A 15,174-nucleotide genomic window follows, 5' to 3' on the forward strand; every position below is an offset into this window, starting at 1 on the left:
TTTTTAATTTTTTACTACAATCTTAATATCATCTATGGAATCTGAAGCTTTTTGCAAGGCTTCAGGTATTTCGTCAAAAGGAAATCGATTTGTAATTATTTTGGTAAGGTCTATTTTTTGTTGCTCCAAAAGCTCAATGGCCAATGAATATTCCTGGTTAAAACGAAAGGAAGATTGAAAGGTGAGTTCATTTTTCATAAAAGCCGAAAATGGGAACTGGGCATTGTCGTGATGCATACCCAATTGAACTACTTTACCTCCCTTTTTAATGAACTTGATCGTATTGGTAAGAATACTGCTGGCTCCTGATGCTTCCAATAAAATATCAAATCCATCTGGGGCTATGGCAAATAAATCTTCCTCAAAATCTGGCTCCTTTGGATTTAAGGCTGCTGTTACCCCTATTTCCATTGCTTTTTGCAGGGCAGCCGTTCTTATATCCGTAATTACAATTGGTTGGGATGTATATAGGGCGGCTGCCATATGGCAAAGTTGGCCAATGGTACCTGCCCCGGTAATAAGAACCGATTTTCCTTTTAGATCGCCAGCTATGGTAAGGGCATGCAGAACAACCGAGAGTGGTTCCAATAATGCAGCCATTTCAAAACTTATAAAATCCTTTAAGGGTACACAGTTTTCGGCAGGGATCTTAATATACTCTGAAAAGCCACCATTAAGATGGGGAAAAACACTTGCCGATCCCAAGTACTTCATGGAAGGACATAAGTTTTGTTTTCCTGCTTTACAATGAATACAGGTTTTACAAGGTCTGGATGGGTTAATGCTTACCCTGGTTCCATTTTTTAGCATGGGAAACAAAGAAGATTCTTTTTCTATTTCTCCTGAAAGTTCATGACCAAGGGCAAAGGGTGCTTTGGGAATGAAATCGCCAATTTTACCATCTTTATAATAATGGATATCCGAACCACAGATACCCACCGACCTTACCTTTACGATAACTTCATTCTCGGCAGTATCCTCCGGGTAGGGGATATCGGAATACCTTACATCCTTTTTTCCGTACAACAAATATGATTTCATATCTCCTTTATGGTGTAAGTTTTACCCTTTACAGTGCTAAATTCTATTATTTTATTAGGACGTTTTTTAACACTGATAGGTTTTCCGTCCAAGAATACTTTTACCTTGTTATTGGTTTTTAATCTAAACCGTTCACCAGCTTTGGAAAGTACTTTGGTAGAGGTAAGTTCTTTGTTTTTCCAACTGAAATCCAGTTCAAATCCTCCTCTGGCGCATACTCCCTTAAATTCACCATCTGACCATTCGGTAGGAAGTGCAGGTAGTAATTCTATATAGCCTTCATGGGATTGGATAAGCATTTCGGTAATTCCGGCTGTGACACCAAATGAACCATCTACTTGTAAGGGTTTGCCACATTTTGCAAAAAGTGAAGCATAACATTGCTCCTTTAAATATCCTTTGAAAATAGAGTTGGCCCTATCCCCGTCATTTAAACGGGCCCAAAGCGACATTTTCCAGCCTCTTGAAAAACCGGTACCACCGTCACCTCGCTGTTCCAATACCTTTTTAACGGGTTCAATAAAATCGGGCGTACGGACAGGGGAAATAACATTCCCGGGATAAAGGCCATAAAGGTGGGAGAAATGACGATGCTTGTCTTCCATTTGTTCATAATCCTCTGTCCATTCTTGAAGCATGCCGTCCCTGCCTACTTGAGAGGGTGGGAAGCGGTCTCTGGCTGCAAGTACGGCTTTGGCATACTCACCGTCTTTTTTCAATATTTTGGAGGCTTCTCCGTAATAGGCGAATAAATCTTTAAGTATTTGCATATCCATGGTGGCACCTGCTACTATGGTGGTGAAATAGTACATTCCGGTCACTTCATCATAGAAGTATTCATAACCCTTTCCTTTTGGGGGATTCTCTGGGGAATTGGATGGATTGGTAACCAACCAGTCCTTCCCTGGATATTCCACTAGGAAATCCATAAAAAAATCGACCGACCCTTTAATAATGGGATATACCTCTTTTAAATATTCTTTGTCCTGGGTAAACAGATAATGCTCCCACAGGTGGGTAGTTAACCATGCACCGCCCACGGTATAAGTACCCCAGGTTGGTCCGTCCATAGGGGCAGCAACCCTCCATAGATCGGTGTTTTGATGAAAGACCCAGCCACCGGCTCCGTAGTGCTCCTTGGCTACTTCAGCTCCTTGGTCTGTAAGTTCTTTTACCATAGTAATTAAAGGCTCTGAAAACTCGGATAAATTGGCGGTTTCAACAGGCCAGTAATTCATTTCGGTATTTATGTTGGTAGTGTATTTTGAATCCCAGGCCGGGTTCATGTCATTGTTCCATATGCCCTGAAGGTTGGCGGGCTGGGTTCCAGGTCTGGAAGAGGCTATTAGAAGATATCTACCAAAATTATAACAAAGGGTAGCCAATTGTGGATCCGGATCAGTTTGTATCTTGGACATACGCTCGTCCGTTGTCAAATACGAATTATCAGTAGTAGGAAGTGTCAGGGAAACCCTGTCATAATATTCTTTGTGGTCCTCAACGGCACTTTGTTTAATGTTTGTAAAGGAACTACCTTCCAAATCGGCCATCATTTTCTCTACTCTGGCATGTTCGTCGGCACTGACATCCTTATAATTGATGAAGTTTGTAGCGGCTACAAAATAAAGGGTAACGGCATTGGCGTTTTCAATCTTTAGTCTACTACCTTTTAGAGTCATACTGCCTCCTTCGGGAAGGGCTTTTATTCTTGCCTCGTATTTTAATTGACCATCAACTCCCAGGTAATCGGCAGACTTACCGGTTAGCTTCAATTGGTTATTTCCTAAGCCGTCCATTCGAAAGTAGTCGGTGGCATAGTTGGAGTGGGAGTTGTTTCTGACCCCTCTCAATTCGGCATCCAATGAAATGCTTCCTGCTTTGTCAGCGGATATACGTACCGCAATGGTCTGGTCAATGGCGGAAGCAATTATTTCCCGCGTGTAGTTGATACCGTTGGCCTTATATTTAACCGTAGCGATTCCTGTTTTCAGGTCAAGGGACCTACTGTAGTTGGTTACGCTGTCTTGGCCGAAAAAAAGATGCAGGTTGGCCATGGACTGATACTTCTGTTGCTCCACAGGGTATCCCATAAGAGCACGACCAAATAGCTTATGGGCCTCTATAGGTTTACCTTCAAAAATGTATTTTTGAATTTTGGGCAGTTCTTTGTATCCTCCTTTTACTACAGTTGAATAAGGGCCTCCCGTCCAATAGGTCTCCTCATTGAACTGAATTTTTTCCTCTCCATATTTTCCATAAACCATAGCGCCCAACCGACCATTGCCAACAGGAAGTGCTTCCTCCCAAATAGCAGCAGGTTCATCGAACCACAACGTATTGGCGGGATCAATTTTTTGGCCGCTCGCTGGTAGGTTTGTCGTCGAATTCCCGGGAGATTGGCCAAAAAGCTGAGCTCCCACAAAAACAATCGAAAATAATAGTTTGGATTTTAAGTGCATATGGATAAAATTTTAAATAGTGTTTCTGTTTTATATTTCTCCCAACGGATTCAAATATCATTAATACTTATGCTTCTTGTAAAAGCATGAATTTTTATTATTGGTTGAATAGCTAAATTGAGGGATTGTGACGAATTCCTATTTTTATTTAAATACTTGAAGCAAGAGCAAGATTAAAAAAAGGAGTAGCAGTGTATGGTATACTGCTACTCCCGGACTAACTCAAACTAACTTAATAAACAATATATTTAAATGTTCCTGCAGTAATCAGTCTTGGTAAACCTCATTAATGCTATCATTTTTTATTTCAAAGTAACTTTTGTTTTATCTGTTATTAATATAGGTTTAATAACTTTTGTAAAGTTAGGAATTTTTAAAAGATTAATTGCAATTAATATTAGCTTTAAACTGTACTATATTAACAATATTTGCAATTTATACAAAGTGAAATGATTAAAAAGTAATTGTAATATTGATGTAAAATACTTATAATAAATAGTTTGTGTAAATTGCTGATTACAAATCCCAGTTCTTGTTTGTTGTGTAAAAGTCTTATTAATATAATATAAATAAGTAGTTGTGTGTGATGTAAATTATTGAGGTGTTACCGTTTTATATTTCTTTATAAAGTATCAGATCTATTTATTAAGTGGTTGGCTTAGGTGAGGTCGTGCATGGAATATGCTTAAATCTAAAGGATGCCTTAGGTCTAACCGTGAAAAGGGCTATTTTTCTTGGAATGTGGGGTATGTAGTAATATTCTGGAGCGATTATTATAGGGATAATAATATCTTATGATATTGTATTTAATAAGTGTTGATGAAACTGGCCATTGACTTACAAAGGATTTGGTCAAATGAGGTAAGTTTGGAATAGTATATACTACTCCGTTGTCCTTGCTTCTTTTAAATGGTGAATGGTGTTTTGGATTTTTCCTTTTAATTCATTGCCATCTGAATCGGTAACCTTGTATGTAATTTTCATGATATCTATCGGGGCAATGTCGGGTAACATAAGTTTTACTTTTTTCCCATCCTCAGCTACCCGTACCTTTGAAATATCCAGCGTTTTTGTATTGTATCGCTTGGAGCCATATTTATGACTGCGGAGTAATTCCCAAGTTTGTACTTCAAAATTAGAACTGTCTTCGGTTTTGGCGGCATCTAATTTGGAAGCGAACGTTAATACCATACCATCCTTTTCGGCACTTAGGGCAATGGGTACCGACAGTGGTTTTCCAGTATAACGAAGTCTATAAAATTCTCCGCCTTTCATGTTTTGGGAGGTGCCCCAGGCCGACATTCCGCACGCATATAAATCCCCGTCTTTAGGATTGTACCTTCCCCGCATGATCCCAGTTAGAAACTTAACGCCAGGAAGGTCCACTACTCCTGCCTGTCTTTGGTTCTGAACTTTTTCGTGTAAAACAAGTTGGATCTTGCCATAGCCATATGAAAAGCTCAGCAATCCTTTATCCAAGGGCCCCCATTTTTTGCTGTTTACCCACAATAGTTCCGAGGGGGACCGGTCAAACTCCATATCTATCCAGGCCATTGGCTGTTCCATTCCCAATCGTGTGGTGTCCTTGGGTGGATTGTATCCCCAGATATTGCCATAAAACTTTCCTTTGCCCTCTACCCAGTTTATGCGGTTCATAGGATTCCAGAAACCCTGTTGATCTGTGACTATAAAACTGCCGTCCGGATTGATGCATACACCGTTTGCCGCTCTAAAACCAGTGGCTATAATGTCCGTCTTAGCACCGTCCTTACTAACCTTTAACAAAGTGCCGTGTTGTGGAATCAGGGCCTCTCTTGCATGACGACCACTTTTGGCGTAATAGAAATTACCTTGTTGGTCTGTCTGTAAGCCCATGGCGAACTCATGAAAATGATCTGTCACCTGGTGATCGTTATTGAAACTCTCGTAAAAATCTGTTTCCCCATCGCCGTTAAGATCGTTTAGCTTCACAAGTTGGTCCCTACAGATAACATAGATTTCATCTTTAACGACTTTGATACCCAGAGGTTGAAAAAGGCCGGAAGCAATTCTTTTCCAATGTAGTTTGTCGGTATTGTCCGTAAGTCCTTTTACGGACCATATGTCGCCATCTGTGGTACACAAAACTCCAATATTGGCGTCCTCTAGAAAATCAATTCCACTTAATTTTAAGCGGCTGTCCCATGGGTTTTCGTAGGGAGGTGTAAGTTGGTCCATGGCTATGGGACCATCTTCTTTTCCCTTGACAATTGTCGTGACAACTTCTTGGTTGTATTGTGGTTCCCCACCTTGAAGGTATTTATCCAGATTTTCAGGGCCTGGGGCATTCTGAACTAGCTTGGCCAAATCACTTGTATCGGCTCCTGCTATGAACAATTTGATAGAGGCTGCTTTCCCTTTTGCAATTTCCAGCACAACAAACCCATTAGAATTCGTCAAAGAAGCACCTTCCCCTTTTATTTCAACTTTTACGCCTTGCGGGGCCACCCTCATTCGCAATGGCTTGTCCGAGGGCTCAATGTTCAAGGTTCTGGTAAAGATTATTTGCTTTCCGGATTTCTCCATGCCTAGACGTTCCAGAATGTTTGCTTTCCCTACGGTGTAGGAGATAATGATATTTTTACCACTGTGATAAATCCCTTTAAAATGTGACCATGTTTTGGGCAATGGGCCAAATCTTCGGCCATCGCGAGCCTTGAATCGGGTGTCTAGAAATGATCCGGTATCTGGATCTGCCCATGCCGGCCCCACCGGGGTTTCGAAATGTAGTTTGCCAATAGTTCTCGGGTAGGTTTCATGTTTGTCGTTCAATAGAATTCCTTCCCAGTCTATAAATCCTTCACCAGTCCAGCCGCCTGCCACGCGCATCAAGTCGTGGTCGAATATCATCCATGCATTTCCTTTGGAAACTCCGCCAGGACCTTCGTCCAATCGGACTGCTATTCCTTTATAGGCAAAGTTGTTCTTTAAATAATTTTCGTCAGGGTAGGGTCGGGGTCCTGGCGAATGAAATCGTTTAATTCCGGTTTCAGAATCCACCAGTTCATAGGTGTTGATTGAAAAATTTCCGTAATCCATATCGGACCAGGGATGATATGGTTTGGACTCGGGACCTTTTGAGGATCCTTTGGGCAAGTTGACCAAATACTCGGAATCAACATTGAAATAAGCGGTCTTGTTTTGGTCCTTGATATAAGTTTCCCTGATATAAGTAATTACATCATACTTCTCCTGAGGAGTTAAAGCCATTTGAGGCGGCATTAACCCAGCGCCCTTGGTTATTGTTTGGTACATTGAATAGGGGTCGTTGCCGAACTTGAATGGTTGTGCCCAAAATTTAAGGGAGTTGGGAATAGATCCTTCCACCTCTGGTACGCCATGACAATTTATACAGTTCGAGTTGTAAATTAGACTTCCACGCTTAAGGGCATTTTTGTCGAAGGCTTCGATCATTCCTTGGTGATCAATGTCTTTTTCATAGTCGTTTAAATCGGAATCATTTAAAACATAAGTTATCTTGGAGTGATCTATTGGGCCTTCTTGGTCAATAGGCCTTGATGCCGTTAGCGTAACTTCTTCTCCATTATATGAACCAGTACCTGTAAACAAGTCATCCTTAAATTTACCGCTAATCGTTATTATTTTATGGTTAAGTACAATGTCCATGGTCATGGAGTTGCCTTCAATGGTTAAATTATGGATATTGGTTTCCTCTAAATCCTTAGACACCATAATTCCTGTATAGCTATCGCCGTTTTTTTTAAGTTTAAAGGTTCCAGAGTGCAGATCCTGTTGTGATATGAAAATTTCATAATCCCAAATACCCTGATATACCTTTTCGGATGAACAGTTAAAACAAGTACTGAAGGCAATGAACAACGAAATAATAGGTAGAATTTTACTTTTCATATCAAAATCAATGAGAGTTGTTTTATGCACTTATACCTTATAGAAAACCCAAGTTGTCTTTGTACTTCGGATGATCAATAACATTTTAATTTCTTCAAATGTTATGATTATAGTTAAGGTAGGTTTGATAATATGCTCAAATTATCAAATTTTAATCGAGTATTAGCTATGAATATTAGCCTTAAACTATATCTTTTCAACAAGTTGCAAAAATTTAAAACATGAGAATAAAGTTAATCTATCGTTAAGCCATTGGTTACCAATATTTTAATTACTTGGGGAAGTTAGATAGGTCAATACAGTTATTAATTCCAAAGGCTTATCAACCTATAGTATATAAGTATAGGTTTTTGTTCTGTAATAAATATGAAAATCGATTTTGATTCGCTTTGTTAAGAGTGTGCAATTGTTTCTCCCCTGTGGTTTTAATGGGTAATTGATGATATATTTTTTCTTTTGCTAATTAGGGTCTTGTATGTATTTTTAAAATAAAAATGGTCCTTTGGTGATAACTTCCCAAAGGACCATTAATTTTTGTATTCGGATTTTTATCCTAAACCAAACAAGTACTTGCTGTCTATAGTCCTGCTATTGTATAGGTTTTTCCTTTTGTGGTTTTGAATTCCACAATACCGTTCTTAAGTTTTTTTACCTTGATTTGCTGGCCATCCGAATATACTTTTATTTTTTTGTCCGTTTTTAGGTTGCATGGCATACCTGCTTTGGATAAAATCTCCAAGGATGTCAGAGCTTTGTTCTTCCAGCTAAAATCGAGTTCAAAACCTCCTCTGGCACAAACACCATCAAAATGTCCATCGGCCCATTCGGAGGGTAGTGCGGGTAACAGGTCTATATACCCCTCATGTGATTGAAGCAGCATTTCGGTAATTCCCGCTGCTACACCTAAAGAACCGTCCACTTGAAACTGTCTTGCACATATGGCAAATAGTGAAGGAAAACATTGCTCCTTTAGATAGCCTTTAAAAACTTTATTGGCTCTGTCGCCATCTCCTAAGCGTGCCCATAGGTTGGTTTTCCATGCTCTTGACCATCCTGAGGCTCCATCACCCCTTAGTTCCAATACTTTTTTAACTGGTTCTATTAATTCGGGAGTCTTGTTTACGGAAATTACCTTTCCGGGATATAGCCCATACAAATGCGAAGCATGCCTATGGTTTTTCTCCATTTGACCATAATCTTCCGTCCATTCCTGAAGGGTTCCGTCTTTACCAATTTGAGAGGGTACCAGGCGTTTTCTTGCTTCAAGAACCTTTTTTGCAAAGTCAGCATCCTTGCCCAGGATTTCCGAAGCAGATCCGTAATAGCTAAACAGGTCTTTTAAAACTTGCATGTCTATAGTAGATCCTGCGGCAATGGTAGTAAAGTAATACATTCCTGTTATTTCATCATAGAAATATTTATATCCTTTTCCCTCTGGTGGGTTTTCCGGGGAATTTGACGGATTGGTTACCAGCCAGTCTTTTCCAGGGTATTGTACTAAGAAATCCATAAAAAATTCAACTGAACCTTTCATGACCGGGTATATTTCTTTCAAATATTCCTCATCTTGCGTAAAGAGGTAGTGTTCCCACATGTGGGTGGTAAGCCAAGCTCCCCCAACCGTAAAAGTACCCCATGTTGGGCCATCCATTGGCGCGGCAGTTCTCCATAGATCGGTGTTCTGATGAAAGACCCAGCCGCTGGCACCGTAATGTTCCTTAGCAACCTGGGAACCTTGATCCGTTAGTTCCTTTATCATAGTGGTCAAAGGCTCTGAAAGTTCCGAAAGGTTCCCCGATTCAACCGCCCAATAGTTCATTTGGATGTTGATGTTGGTGGTGTACTTTGAATCCCAAGCCGGATTCATATCATTGTTCCATATCCCCTGTAAGTTGGCAGGTTGGGTACCTGGTCTGGAAGAGGAGATCAAAAGATACCTTCCAAAATTATAGCATAGTGAAGCCAACTGTGGGTCTGGGTTGCTTTGGGAATTGGTCAAACGTTCATCTGTTGGTAAAAAAGAACTTGAAGTGGTTGGCAAGTTTAAGGTAACCCTGTCAAAGAAATTCTTGTAATCGGTTAAGGCATCTTCCTTGATTTTGGTAAAGGTGTTTTTCTCCAATTTCGCCAGCATTTCTGCAACTCGAGCCTGTTGGTCGGCACTTACGTCCTTATAATTCACAAAATTAGTGGCAGCTACAAAATAGAGGGTTACGGCATCCGCATTCTTTATACTTAGAATAGTGTCGTCCATATCCATGCTACCACCCTCTGGATAGGCTTTGATCTGTGCCTCGTACTTTAATTTTCCTTCAATGCCAAGATAATCGGCCGATTTCCCTGTGAGTCTTAATTGACCGTTTCCAATACCGTCCATTTGAAAATAGTCTGTGGCATAGTTGGAGTGGGCGGAATTTCTGACTCCACGTAGTTCGGCATCAAATGAAATACTACCAGGTTTATCTGCTGTAATGCGGATGGCGATGGTTTGGTCTATGGCAGAGGCAAATACCTCTTTGGTGTAGTTTACATTGTTCACGGCATAGGTGTCCGTAACAATACCAGTTTTTAGGTCCAGAGATCTTTTGTAATTTTCCACACTATCATTGCCAAAGAACAAATGTAAATTGGCCATGGATTGGTACTTCATTTGTTCCACGGGGTATCCCATCATGGTGCGCCCAAAGAGCTTATGGGCTTTGATAGGTTCCCCGTTAAATATTAGTTTCTGAATCTCAGGAAGATGCTTGTAACCTCCTTTAACCACGCTATTGTATGGGCCTCCTGTATAATAGGTATCTTCATTGAATTGTATAATTTCTTCTCCATATTTACCGTATACCATGGCGCCTAGGCGTCCGTTTCCCACAGGAAGGGCCTCTTCCCATTTGCTTGCAGGTTGATTGTACCAAAGTACTGTGGCAGGATCAAAAGAAGCCTGGCCGGTTTTGGACAGCTGGTCTTGATTTGTGTTGTTTTGGGCAATCAAAAAATTCCCCATAAGGAAGATTGCACAGAGTGTTAGTTTTTTTAAATTCATAATGTGTGTTTGTTAATTGATGCTGTTTTTAAATTTTTATTTTATTAATGCGTTGAATCTTCCAGACCCCTTCCAACGATCCAATTGTTTGGAAGCATTTTGGTTTTTAATTATTCTAGGGGTTATTTACTTGTTTAAAATAGAATTTTACATCACTTATACTGTTCAAGTCATCGGTTTCATTTCCACGGCCAATTATCTTCACATAACGTGCTTTTCTAGAAATGGAAAACGTGTCAAAAGTGGCTGTAGTTTTGGTATTGGATAAATCTTGTTTTACAGTGAGATAGGTTTGATTGTCCCTAGAAACTTCTATGTCAAAATAATTAAACTTTGTTTGCCCATTTTTAAAGTTGATCTCTAAATCACAAAGCTCATATACATCTCCTAAATCGTAAAGCAGGTATTGGCCATCCCCTTTGGCAGTCCATGCCGTAGCAGGATTATCATCCAAAGTGTTTTCTGGGCCGGTTGTGGAACTGGATTCCACTGAATGTGGGGTAATTTCGGAACAGGAGGTGTTGGCTACTTCCGGTCTACCGTCAGGGAAATATAAATCCAAAATACTTTGTATTTGTTTTACAGCAGCCAACCCTTCGGCTGCATCGTAATCATTCCACCATTTCTTAAGGAAGCCCGGGTAATAACTTTGTGAGACATTATCATAAAAGGAACTATTTTGGATTTTAGTTTCCGAAAAATCTTCCAATCCAAAATTCCTAAAGGCGGTATTGTCCATGGGAACTATGGTTTTATAATATGATAATTGATCGTAAATAGCAGTAGATTTTTTTAAATTATTGTTTTGTATTTCTGCTTCCAAGTTTTTAAAATCGATTGGATGAATACCCCAAAAATGTATGAGTGGTCGCAAATCGTGACCGGCTGCTTGAGACATTCTTAAGATTCTGTCATCTGTAGGAATCTCGTTAACGCGGTTGGGGAATGAATAATTTATCTCTCCTCTGTCATACATTTTACTCGTATTTGCATAGAATCGTTCAATGGCTTCCCAATTAAAAAGTCGCACTAAATCGGCATATTTTGCATGGCCTCTTGGTTGATAAGAGAACTCTTGACGGTATTGACCGGTTTGGGAACTCATAGGGTTCCCTGCTCTGAAATTTTCTGTTATCATCCAACTAATGGCTGCTTCTTCAATAGAATGAGATATTCCGTAGCCGTTAAATGATTCTTCAAAAGCCTTGTTCAATTCTACTCCAAATTTTTTGTTATGAACAGCTACCCAAAGGAAATTGATCATAGATTCAATTTCACCCTTAAATTTATAGATTTTTTCTGCGTGACCCTGTTCGTGGAACAATACATTGGTCAAATACCCTCTTTCATTTCTGGGGCCATCTGTTAAATAGCTGCTGTGATATCCTTTGTAATCCGTGTAAGGATCGTAGTCTACATTTGATTGTGGATATCCGGGGAAGTTTGCTTTTCCTCTTTTTATGACGTCTACTTGCATGTAGATTACCGTCTTGGATCTTAGAAGTGGCCGTCCTAGCAGTGTTGAAATAGCATCCATAGCCATATCCCAATCATCCATGGTTGTTTCAATGCCGTCAAAAGCATAAATCCATGATGTTGGTACCTGCATCATCACTTTATCAGTTTCAATATCTGTCCAAGGAGCAGCACGTAATCTTTCTACATTGAGCCAGTCGCTCAAGCTGGTCTTATTGGCTGCGGTTCTAGCATAATATGGTGAACGAACCACATTTTCTAGGGTAATATCAAGAACGCCTAAATCGTTTTGATACGGTACATTTATATATACACCTCCTCCCAACGGATTGGCAATGGTAGTTGTAGTGCTATTTATTTCGTATTTTGTTGTTACACGATCCATTCTTTTAACGGTCGTTTTTTTTATTAAATCCCAAGTATGGGCACCTACTAATATTGTGGCCCCAATACCAACCAATGACGATGGAACGGTTACTTTTGCAATACTTCCGGGAGCCAAATAACAACCTGTGGGTCTCCTTGCATCTTCCGTTTCATAGTTGGCTGGTGTACCAGGTTTACGTACGTGGGTTCCATTAATTTTAATGGTGAAACTTTGAGAGTCATCAGCTGGTTGTGCAACCGACCCTGGGAAATAAGAGGAGGTTTTAAATAGCCTATTGTTGAATAATTTTGGATATGCGGCAAGGTTAGCTTTGGTGTACGAGTAATCAATGACAGATTGCATAATTACCAGCATTAAATTCTCAAGTTCGTAACCTGGTGCTGTTCTAATAAACCCTCCTTTAGTTCTATTATCGGTAGTAAACAAACCTCCAAATCTGGATTCATACAACTCAATTGCTTCCAACCCCAATTTGATAACCTTAAAATTATCTGCAAATAGTTTATTGTCCTTGGCAATAGCGCTGCTTACCAACTCCAAATCTGCTGCTGATAATGTAGTTTTACCTAAGAGATGTCTTTTAACTTTTTTCAGTTCAACCAATAAATGAACACCTTCAAAGGTGTCATAATTAGCTTTGTTATCGTAATTCCTTGAAAGTTCGGGACTATTCCATGTTATAATGGGTTGATTGGTGATGCTTGTATTGGTCGTTTTCCCGTCATTAAATCCCGCTAATTTCCAATTTTCAGGATAATCCACTTCGTGCATTGGTCCGAATGTGCTTAAAGAACCATTTGACTCTTCGGAAAACAAGTCGTGAGCAAAAATTGTGGTTGTTAGTGCAAACAAGTGCAATGTTAACAACTGTTTGAGCCGTAGACTGTTTTGCATAATTAAGATCAATTTAAATTGTGATTTAAGAAGTTAACAATTGTATTTTTAAAAAACCTTCCCTTTAGAAAATTCTTGATTTTTTTTAAACACAATATTATAATTATAAGACAAAAAACAAGCATAGCTTATTGGCACAACACTATACTATTTCAATAAAATAGCATTTAGGGAGGTTGCCATATTCATTTAATTAATACATCTTTAACAATTTCAGTGAAATTCCAAATTATCGTTTTGATTTTTATGTTTAAACTTAGTTGGAAATGTACCCTTAACTATTTGGCCTTATACTTTATCAATTCTTGCGTGTAAAATCCCACTGGGCCAATAGTTTTGTTTCTGGATCCAAAAGAATATTACTAGGTTCCGATTTGCAGGGAATGGATACTTTTATCTTTCGCTTGTTGAGTTGTATGGTTTCCCTTAGTTCGGGAATGTCCTGATTGGTTAGGATATCCAATTCCAATGGCATATTAAAGGTGTATTTTTCCGGCTGCATTTGGGTCAATTCAATTTCGATGAGCTTATTTTTTGAATTATAACTCCATGTGCCTTTAAGTTTAATGTTGCCTCCTTGAAAAAGCCATTGGTTAAAAAATTGGGTAAGATCCTTGCCCGATGCCCTTTCCAATGCCATTCTAAGGTCCAATGTTGTTGCATTCCCATTATAATATCTTTGATAGTAGTCCCTTATTCCTTTTTGAAAGGCTTCTTCGCCAATATAGTTGGATATCATATGTGTAATCCATGCCCCCTTTTGATAGGTAAGACCAGAAGAGACTTTTGTCATATCCGATAAGTTATCATGTACTATGCGGTAATCTTCATCGTCTTGGGATAATTTAAATACAGTAGCTTTTGCTTTTTTTAGCTCTTCTACAAAGGCATCTTCCCCATAGGCATGTTTTATGAACCTCATGGTGAAGTAGGTGGTAAGCCCTTCGCTCAACCATACATCATCCCAATCGTATTCCGTAACCGCATTACCGAACCATTGATGGGCTATTTCATGGATTACAACATTTCTCCATCGAACACTTCTATTCCCATCAACCGATTTATCCCCATATAATATTGCCGATGCGGCTTCCATTCCCCCGCCAACACTATTGGATTGTATGTTGGCCAGCTTCTCATAGGCAAACGGTCCAACGTAATTGCTAAAAAATTCGAGGGCTTGTTTTGTAGGGGTTGCAAAATCATAAAAACCGTTTACTCTATCTTGTTTGTAGACCCAGGTTTGAATGGATTTTCCGTTAAAGGTGTCAACGTATTGCACGGCAAATTCGGCAACACCCAGCACATATAGCCAACAGGCAATGGGAACCGATTGTTTCCAATGGGTCAACCGTTTTCCATTGCTTAAGATACTTTCCTCCACTTTTAAGCCGTTGGAAACCACTTGATATTTAATGGGTGCGGTAACGATAAATTCGCAGGTAGCCTTATCGTAAGGATGGTCTACAGTTGGCAGCCAGTTTCTTGCCTTGTTGGGCCAGTTATCGCTAAAAAATGTTCGGTCTCCATACTTGTTCGGTGCAATCTTTAAACCCTCATTTGGGATGCCCTCATATTCTATGATGATACTTCGCTCTTCGTTTTCGAGGATGGTTGGCAGGTTTATTAGGAGTACGTCTAAATTATGGCTGTATTCCAAGATTTTGCCCTGTGAGAGAATCCGCTTAACCTTCATACCCTTGTTGGCCAATTTTTCGCTTTTATTGGTCAGGTCGAGGCGCAATGTTTTGATGCCGTTGGTTTTAAATTTAACCAGAAGGGCAGCAGTTGCCTTAATTACATCGGTCTCATCGGATAAGGTGATGTCAAAGGTGTAGTGAACCACATCTATATTCGGGTTTTTGGGATAATTATCAGCAAAGGAAGTATTCGGGGCGACCAAACAGCTGATCAGCACAAGTGTCCTAATGATATTTTTTTTCCAATTTTTCATTTTTTATCCTTTT

General features: G+C 39.6%; 6 protein-coding genes. All 6 read right to left on the reverse strand.

Annotation, left to right across the window (positions count from 1 at the left end; genetic code table 11):
* Positions 1-3: 3 nt before the first annotated feature.
* The 6 genes from KO529_RS05270 to KO529_RS05295 all read right to left on the reverse strand — a co-directional run bounded on the left by KO529_RS05270 (position 4) and on the right by KO529_RS05295 (position 15,161).
* Positions 4-1,041 carry an L-idonate 5-dehydrogenase gene (locus KO529_RS05270; protein WP_215946849.1) on the reverse strand — a complete coding sequence of 346 codons (1,038 nt, stop codon included), beginning with the start codon at positions 1,039-1,041 and terminating at the stop codon, positions 4-6.
* A complete protein-coding gene (locus KO529_RS05275) occupies positions 1,038-3,500 on the reverse strand; it encodes a glycoside hydrolase family 95 protein (RefSeq protein ID WP_215946850.1) in 2,463 nt (820 codons plus the stop codon). The genes KO529_RS05270 and KO529_RS05275 overlap by 4 nt, the downstream gene beginning before the upstream one ends.
* A gap of 882 nt (positions 3,501-4,382) precedes the next feature.
* A complete protein-coding gene (locus KO529_RS05280) occupies positions 4,383-7,409 on the reverse strand; it encodes a DUF6797 domain-containing protein (protein ID WP_215946851.1) in 3,027 nt (1,008 codons plus the stop codon).
* Between the two features lie 577 nt (positions 7,410-7,986).
* Complete coding sequence (locus KO529_RS05285; RefSeq protein ID WP_215946852.1) at positions 7,987-10,449, reverse strand: glycosyl hydrolase family 95 catalytic domain-containing protein; 2,463 nt, start codon at positions 10,447-10,449, stop codon at positions 7,987-7,989.
* Between the two features lie 115 nt (positions 10,450-10,564).
* Complete coding sequence (locus KO529_RS05290) at positions 10,565-13,207, reverse strand: M60 family peptidase N-terminal accessory domain-containing protein (RefSeq protein WP_215946853.1); 2,643 nt, start codon at positions 13,205-13,207, stop codon at positions 10,565-10,567.
* A 298-nt stretch (positions 13,208-13,505) separates the two neighbouring features.
* Complete coding sequence (locus tag KO529_RS05295) at positions 13,506-15,161, reverse strand: M1 family metallopeptidase (RefSeq protein WP_215946854.1); 1,656 nt, start codon at positions 15,159-15,161, stop codon at positions 13,506-13,508.
* Positions 15,162-15,174 lie beyond the last annotated feature (13 nt).

It is taken from the genome of Arenibacter algicola (assembly GCF_018860365.1).
Lineage (GTDB): Bacteria > Bacteroidota > Bacteroidia > Flavobacteriales > Flavobacteriaceae > Arenibacter > Arenibacter algicola_B.